Source organism: Chitinivibrionales bacterium, assembly GCA_035516255.1.
In the GTDB taxonomy this organism is placed as follows: domain Bacteria; phylum Fibrobacterota; class Chitinivibrionia; order Chitinivibrionales; family FEN-1185; genus FEN-1185.
Genome location: DATJAL010000040.1, coordinates 98,516 through 106,364, shown reverse-complemented (window position 1 = coordinate 106,364; position 7,849 = coordinate 98,516). Strand labels below are relative to the sequence as shown.

The following is a 7,849-nucleotide window of genomic DNA, read 5'->3' as shown; positions in this document are numbered from 1 at the left end:
ATCCCATTTCCGAAAATGAAATAATTGTTTTTTATCATTTTAAATGCCGATTGCATAAGGGCCACTCGTTCGATATTGGATTCCATTACTGCCGGGTCGTGTTTATTAAAACGATAAAGTATGCCCTCATATAAAAACGTAAACGATAAAAAGATGATTATTATAAAAAGTACGATCTTATACAATTTAATTTTGTTAAAAAATAAATATATTCCCATTGCCATCAACCCAAAGTAGCTGCCTCGAGAATAGGTAAAGAACAAAGTGACAAGAAATAAAAATGAAAAGAAAAACAACATTACTTTTATTATCATGTTTTTCTTATAATACAATGCGGAAAAAAAGGCGATTGGAAATATCATGTCCAGGGCCATGGCGATTGCGTTTGGATGGATCGAGATATCTGTGCCAATCCTTTGTGTAATAATACCGTTTAGATTACCACTTTTCCAATAATAAAAGATGATCGCTGCTATAAATAAAATGCCTGCGGCTATTAGACAATTAAAAACCATCTTTATTGAAATATGATTATAGTAAAGAAGATAGAATGCCAGGACATACCCTAAAATAAAAATGACGACTTTTGAATTTCCATAAGAAGCCCGCCCAAAATAGCTGTTCGATTTTGAAAAAATGTAGACCGACGTTAATAGGATTGAAAACAAAAGGAGGAACATGCTTTTCTTATACGGGATTAATTTTATAAAATTCAAGATGTCCTTGCGGACAAAAAGGGGAAAAAACAGAAAACAAATTATAATTAGTATTTCTGTTGGACCCAATGTAATAAATCCTGGTATAGGGAGGTCTTCCACATAATAAATAAAAAATGTCGAAATCGAAACTGCGGTAAGAGTTTTAATGGTCCCGAAATAATTGAAAGCAATAAGAAAAAGTAAAGCAATACACGGAACAAGGGAAAGGAAAGGTTTGCCGATTTGAAAGCAAATAAACAAAAAGAAAAGAAAAGAGGAAGGTAATAAAAACCAAAAAAACCGCTTAAGGAGCCCGTTGATCCGGAAACTTTCATACAGCATCATAATTTTTGATGCAATCATATTTTAATTATTAAGGAAATATTCCGGTGAGGTTACAATTATGTGGAATGACTTTTAAATGAAAGCAAGAATTCCTTAAGAAATTTACTGTTATTCAAGGAAATCTTGTAAAATTCCCCCAATGTAAAAAAACAAAAAACAAACAGCATGTAAACGCCGGCCATTTCCGCCATTATTGCAATTCTTTTGGGCCGCGCCTTATATTCGGGGACAAAAGGCGGATCTGAAATTTGAAGACCGGAAACGTTTCTTGCTTCCTTTATTTTCGCCTGCTCCAGTTCCCTGGTAATAAATAGAATTAGCTGGTCCTGAACTTCTATGTCCTGCATTAAATTGGCATATTGCGGGAACAATTTCGTGGAATTCTCCAAACTTGGCATTACTTCCGGATTTTCACTTGTTTCAATTTGCGCAAGCTTTTGTTGTAATGCAAGGTTGCTCTTTTGCAAAGAAACAATTTCCGGTGTTTCTCCGTTGAATTCATTATGGATCGCCTTTATTTTAATTTCGTTGGCAAGCGCTGCGGCCTTGACATCCGCGTATGCTTTGATCGTCATCTTTATCTGTTCCGGGACATTATATGCTTTATTCTGGATTTGAAATTTTTGTAATGCTTTCTGCAGGCTATCCAGAATTAACTTGTTTTTATCCAGTTGCGTTTCAATAAACACCCGGTTCTGTCGAGCCCGGTCGGACGAAATCGCCCGCACGGCCGAATCGAGCACGTCAAATGCATAGCTAACCATCTGAAAAGCCGTGTCGGGCGATGTATGGTATGCACACAAGGAAAAGGATATGGTTTTGGTAAAGCCAAAGGTCCCTATTTCGTCAGAATTCAATAAAAGGCTTTTATCGAGAATTTTGGCGGTGTTGACGAATTTGTTTTGGTTTTTTTCCATTTTATAATGGGCATACAAATTAAATTTATCAATAATTTTTCGTTTGACGGACATGCTTAAAAATATTGTCGTGATCTGCTCGGGCATGATATCCGACGTCGACGTTGAAGGAAGGGAAAGGCCGGGCAAAATGCTTGTGATGGAATTTTCACTGATGGGCGGTAAAAAAACCATTTCAGCCTTGTATTCTTTTTTTGCAATAAAAAACGCATAGATCCAGGCGATAATTACAATAATGAAGAAATGAAGCAGAATGGCATTTCTGTGCCGAACTAAAGCAAATAAGAAAGGCTCTATATTGATCCGATTTTCCATGAAAAGTGGTCCATCCTGAGTGCTATTTTAAGAGTTAATGGTGAGCAACCGTATAAAGCGCCAGAACAACGGAAATAATGGTTGCGACCGTCTGTAAGATAGGTAATAATATTATCGTTAAAAATTTGGCCTCCTGGGAGTCGGGTACCACAATTATATCCGCAGAACGGATTTGGCTGAGGTCAATTATTTGCGAAACGTTACTGTAATTGCGGATTCCAAAAACATTGGTCCTGTCCGCTTTATTGGTATATCCTCCCGCCAAATTGATATAGTAGACAAAAGATTTGCCCGAACGATATTCATATGCCCCGGGCAACTTGACGTTTCCACTTACATAAACAAAATTGTCCTTTCGCGGAACTACAATATTATCATTTGGGCAGAGTTTTATTGAATAATTCGATTCTGTCAATTCAATTATCGAATAATCCTCCAATAATGTCATCTTTGAAAGTCCCGCATTTATTTCCGGACGAATTCCCATCGCTTGGATTTTTGACAATGACAGGATTTTCGCAGAATCGGACCCCTCGATTTTGCTGTGCCGCACAATCGCCGCCCGGCTTTTATCACCATAGACCGTAACCCCTCCAGCCAGTTCTAATAGGTCTTTTGCGGTTGTCGAATCCCTTATCATTGGAAATGAACCTGGACTGGCGACTTCACCAGTGACGGAAGCCATAGGCATAACAGAGTAATTCTTCTTCTGTAAAATCGTAATAATATCTCTGTCTTGTAAATGGATTGAAGCCGCATCATTCCAAGAGATGGTACGAGCGGAATTTTGGTTGTCGGCTGCGGTGCTTTGAAAGAGAATCTTTGACGTGTCAGCCGAGGCATCAAATTTGAAAAAGGACAGAAGCTCGGAAAGAATCTCCTTTTCTTTTATCGGAACCCATCCCCCAACAATTGATTTTATTGGCGCGTTGATTATTGCATGACGAGTGGCATAAGAGATATTTATACTACTGCCCGGATAAAGGTACGGGTTTGACCTAATATTATTTTTCAATAAATATTCGAATAAATCAATCGCTTCAATGCTATCACTTGTCATGTATACTACTTCCCGATAGTTACAATCGTTATAAGAAGGCAAGGCGCCGTTGTTGGCCGCGCGAAGGGCATCAAGCAGCCTAAAGGCTCCGGAAAAAGAATAAGTCCCGGGATTGGCAACTGCGCCGTTTATTGAAACAGCTACTTTTTTTATTTCTATTAATTCAACGTAAATATTGTTGGCTTTTTTTAATTTCACTTGAACATAGTTAGCAATTTGTTTTTTTGCTTCGGCGAGGGACATTTTCCCCAGCTTAATGATGCCTAATGCGGGAACATATAATTCGCATTGCTGATTGACTGTTCCGGTATATTGGATCGATGAATTCCCAATGACCGAAATGAAAAAAACATCGCCTCCGCCAATAAAATATTGATCGGGATTGATTGAATTAATAAGATCGGGAGGAGAACTAAAGGCGTGGGCAGAAGAGCTATAGGTGTTTGGATTTATTTTTTGATTTTCAAAAGTTTCCAACTTCGAAACGTCAGAGGGTTCAACAGCATAAATAGAGAAAGTGGTCAAAAAACTTATAATTAAAATTGTTTTCGATACCATTTTTAAAACCATATCTTGGATTCGCCATCATAAACACAGGGAATGCTTAAAATGAAAATAAAAAAACATGCAAATACTAATATGTTGTAAGTTCTTAAATTACATCAGAATGATATTCCAAGTCAAAAAATAGTTATAAGTCTTTGATTAGGATGTTTTAAATGGGACAATGACTGTATAGAGACTTTTGCGATAAATAATATTAAATTACGCAATAACGAATTACGGATTGTGAAGGTAAATCTTGCCGTCTGATCACTCTAAATGATTAATTGTTATCATGAATGCATCAACGGATTTGCAAAATATCTGTACAGTGATGGTATTCACCTGACAGTTGTCTCTGTCAAGCCTTGAGATTTGATCTGCCTTTTTCTTGTTATTTTTATTCATTTCTTTGAGTTCTTTGACACCTTGTGAAAATACATTTATTGGCGTCAGTCCGTTCATGTTGCGCCCTGATGGGGTCGCCTTGGTGTTGTAATGCTCCAAATAGGCATCAAGGTCATTCTGCATAGGTTCCAGGCTTTCGTATCACTTCTCACGACCTTTTGTCCGGAAATGCTCATCAAGAAGGGTCATGTGCAGCCGTTAAATGAAGCCGTTGCTTTGCGTACGTTGTGCTGCCAACAAGATAATGGCCCTTTTTAATCTGAAAATTGGGTGACACTTTTACCGTTCTGAGTCATCCTGATGATGTTGTTTTTTTGCAGTCAGGCTTCGATAGCTTTCCTTCGTGCCGTGGCCATGGCTCTTTTTGAGTGATCTCCGGTTTCCCGCTTTGCTTGCGCAGTCTCCATCGCCTGAACGTGCGATGCGAGATTTCCATGGCCCGACGCAGACTCTTGTAGGGCAGCCCAGTACGCTGTTTGGCAAATTCAATGCGGTTCACGATATCCTCAACAACTTCCAGTTTCATCTCGGTTTTTTTTTAGTGTTCCGCGCTGCATTTTTGGTACACTTCGCTTCGTACATGTCCCCAGAACACACTTGACATAAATCGATTCCCGGGCAACGCAGTACCGGGTCTGAACCGAAATGAACTACCTCGAAGCAGAGCTTCAAGGTATCAAGAAATTTAAGAATAACTTAGAACCGCAGCAGAGCTGCGGGGAATTTTACCTTTCCTGAGAGCAATTAAATAGTGAAGATCTTGTATTATTTTTTGTTTGATGATAAAATTTTACTAGCAGGACACTGTTTCGTGATAGTTTGAAAAATATGGCCATTAATTTATTGTTAGATGAAAAGTCCTGCTCTAGCATGGAATAAATTGCGTTTACAATAAAATTATGGCTATTCTCGTTTAAGTATGGAAACAAGCGTTTAATGTTCGATATGCATCCGGATCGGTCAGGAACATTATTCTCAATGCGCCATGCCTATGATTCCTAAATCCTCTCGACCTTCGGATGATGTTTTTGATGACACCGTTGATGGCATCGACCCGTCCGAGCGGGATTTTTACATCGCAATAATTCAGGATGCCATCCAGATGGTTTCGAACCAATGCCATAAACTTTTCCAAAGGTTCGAGGCGCTGCCACCTCAACTGCTTCTGCCAACGCTCCAGGAACTTCAACGCCCAGGCACGCCTGCGGTAGAACCACAGGGAACCGAATATTTCTTTCAGATAATAGGTGATACTGAGGCGTTTGTTGACAGAGAGCGTTTCCTTAAGCAACCCTTTCTGCTCTGCGGTCAGATTGAACCACCTGCGCAGGAAAAGCCAACGTTTACCCCTCACCAGTTCCCGCTTCGCCCCGCCTTGTCTGAAAAACTCTCTACGGCGGATTTCATCTATCGCATCATTGAGATGCCGAACCAGATGGAATTTGTCGAAGATAATCTTGGCCTTGCCACAGAAGGCGGTAACGCTGGTCCTGAATGCTTTCCACATGTCCATGCACACCACTTCCACCTTTTCGCAGAAAGCCGTACCAGCAGTTTTGAAGAATGCGTCCAGCGACGATGTCTGGTTGCCGTCAGCGACACCGATAACAGCGGAACGTTCAAGGTCGCTGATGATCGTATACAGGTTGTTTCTCCTACCGTAGCAAATCTCATCAACGCCGACCCAGCGGATGTTGCGCAACGGTCCACGGATATCGTTGTATCGTTCAAGCATCGCATATTCAATGCGGGCAGCTTGATGCCACGATATGGAGTGTCTCTTCGCTGCGGCTGCTATAGTCTGCTGCATACAATCTTCAAAAACCATTCGCTCGAACCGGCGGGTAAAACGGGAGCGGCCATCCATAAACGGCAAACGCTCGCTGTGTACGCCACACCGGGAGCAAACCACTCGTCTGCGATCAACCATCAGAAACACACGCCAGTCGAATACCGGTCTGTCCCGGTAAAACCGTCTCTGTCGATCCTTGATGCTGGAGACAGTATGGCCGCACCTGTCACAAACTGCCTGGTGCGCATCTATGGGTCGAATTCCTATGATCGCAGTCATTGTCTGCGCATTGAACTCGACAGCTTCACAGTCAACCGAAAAACCATTGATTCCAACAAAGGAATTGAGTATTTCTTGTGCAGTTGGCATCTCGTCTTCTCTTTCTCCGTCGCAAGTGAAAGAAGAAGATCGGTCTCGAATGAGGCCGAATGCCAACTTTTTTATTTACTATCGTTCCATATTTAAATCAGATTAGCCAAAATTATTTTAACTATAGAATTGGCAATTTTCAATTCATCTAGATAACCTTGGAAGTAAGCCATTATTTTCGACCATGCAGCGACAAATTGAAGTTATATTTGAGTCATCCTATTGAAGCTATTGTAGTTATGCTGTGGATATGAAATACGTAAATCACCATTTTCCGCCGCAAATCCTTTTTCTAAACTATACTTTTTTATATAAAATACGTCCCATCAGAAACAATTTCTTACTCAAAAATAATATCAAATCTCATAAACTATTATTTTATATGATACAATTAATTTTATCTCGTACCACTTAAAACATTAGAACAAATCCAAGATGCTTACTCAAACCCCTTCTGTCGGAATTGTTCTCTTATCACTTAATCGTTTTTCTATGACTTCAAAATGCGTAAAATCTCTTCTATCGGTTAATTATCCCAAGTTCTCCATAGTCGTCGTTGATAATAATTCGACTGATAATTCGGGAGAAAAATTAAAAGAGACCTTTCCTGAAATTACCTTACTGCAAAGCAAGATTAACCTTGGTTTTTGCGGTGGCAACAATTTGGGCATTAAATATTGTTTGGCTGCTCGATTCGATTACATCATGATCCTCAATGATGATACCGAGGTTGAGCCAGATTTCCTATCAATTTTAATTCAAAAAGGGGTTTCAATACCAGAAAAACTCCACGTAATCACTGGAAAAATCTGTTGTAACCAAGATAGAACCATGGTATGGTATGCAGGTGGTGACCTGTCTCTTATACATGGGATAGGAAAACACCGGGGCCATTTTAAAAAGGACAGGCAGGAATATAACAATGATTGCAAGGTCGAATACGCTAGCGGCTGCCTGATGCTTGTTAAAAGTGAAGTTTTTGCGGCTATAGGTTTACTGAAAGAATCAATTTTTATTTACCTTGACGACACGGAGTTTTGCATCAGGCTCCGCAAGGCTTCCATCCCGATTTATTATCAGGCAGCTTCGCGAATTTATCATAAGGTCCAAGCAGGAATAGGACTGGCAAACTATACCCCCTTTTATTTGTATTATTCTTCGCGTAATCGCGTTCTTATAACAAGAAACTTCGGCTATAGATTTTATTTACTTGTATATTCTTGGATAATTTCCGTAATTAAAATTGCAATTCTTGCTATATTGCCATTTGCTGACAAGAAGCTATTAAAAATTGGGTCAATCATGCGAGGCATTATTGATGCGACGTTGATTTTCTTTGGGGATAAAGACCGTGATAGTTCGCATTAAACCGGCTTGGCGGGTTGAGATTTTAGAGAGCTGC

Annotated in this window: 6 protein-coding genes and 1 pseudogene; 1 reads left to right on the top strand and 6 read right to left on the bottom strand. The window is 39.8% G+C overall.

Annotation, left to right across the window (positions count from 1 at the left end; all coding sequences use genetic code 11):
* From VLX68_11830 to VLX68_11805, 6 genes and pseudogenes are all read right to left on the bottom strand, one after another.
* On the bottom strand, positions 1-374 hold a 374-nt coding region (locus tag VLX68_11830), incomplete at its 3' end, for an O-antigen ligase family protein (GenBank protein ID HUI92927.1).
* A gap of 725 nt (positions 375-1,099) precedes the next feature.
* Entirely contained in the window at positions 1,100-2,275 is a 1,176-nt protein-coding gene (locus VLX68_11825) for a hypothetical protein (GenBank protein ID HUI92926.1), read from the bottom strand.
* A gap of 34 nt (positions 2,276-2,309) precedes the next feature.
* Positions 2,310-3,905, bottom strand: a complete 1,596-nt coding sequence (locus tag VLX68_11820; protein HUI92925.1) for an SLBB domain-containing protein — start codon at positions 3,903-3,905, stop codon at positions 2,310-2,312.
* Between the two features lie 420 nt (positions 3,906-4,325).
* Positions 4,326-4,514: pseudogene (locus VLX68_11815) on the bottom strand (IS481 family transposase).
* A gap of 64 nt (positions 4,515-4,578) precedes the next feature.
* A complete protein-coding gene (locus tag VLX68_11810) occupies positions 4,579-4,812 on the bottom strand; it encodes a hypothetical protein (GenBank protein ID HUI92924.1) in 234 nt (77 codons plus the stop codon).
* Between the two features lie 387 nt (positions 4,813-5,199).
* A complete protein-coding gene (locus VLX68_11805; protein ID HUI92923.1) occupies positions 5,200-6,447 on the bottom strand; it encodes an ISL3 family transposase in 1,248 nt (415 codons plus the stop codon).
* A gap of 435 nt (positions 6,448-6,882) precedes the next feature.
* Here VLX68_11805 and VLX68_11800 point away from each other — a divergent pair, with 435 nt between their 5' ends.
* Positions 6,883-7,815 carry a glycosyltransferase family 2 protein gene (locus VLX68_11800; GenBank protein HUI92922.1) on the top strand — a complete coding sequence of 311 codons (933 nt, stop codon included), beginning with the start codon at positions 6,883-6,885 and terminating at the stop codon, positions 7,813-7,815.
* The last annotated feature ends 34 nt before the right edge of the window (positions 7,816-7,849 follow it).

Excerpts from the sequence above, each read along its gene's own strand:
- VLX68_11825 (HUI92926.1), bottom strand. The coding sequence starts at position 2,275 with ATGGAAAATCGGATCAATATAGAGCCTTTCTTATTTGCTTTAGTTCGG.
- VLX68_11820 (HUI92925.1), bottom strand. The coding sequence starts at position 3,905 with ATGGTTTTAAAAATGGTATCGAAAACAATTTTAATTATAAGTTTTTTG.
- VLX68_11810 (HUI92924.1), bottom strand. The coding sequence starts at position 4,812 with ATGAAACTGGAAGTTGTTGAGGATATCGTGAACCGCATTGAATTTGCC.
- VLX68_11805 (HUI92923.1), bottom strand. The coding sequence starts at position 6,447 with ATGCCAACTGCACAAGAAATACTCAATTCCTTTGTTGGAATCAATGGT.
- VLX68_11800 (HUI92922.1), top strand. The coding sequence starts at position 6,883 with ATGCTTACTCAAACCCCTTCTGTCGGAATTGTTCTCTTATCACTTAAT.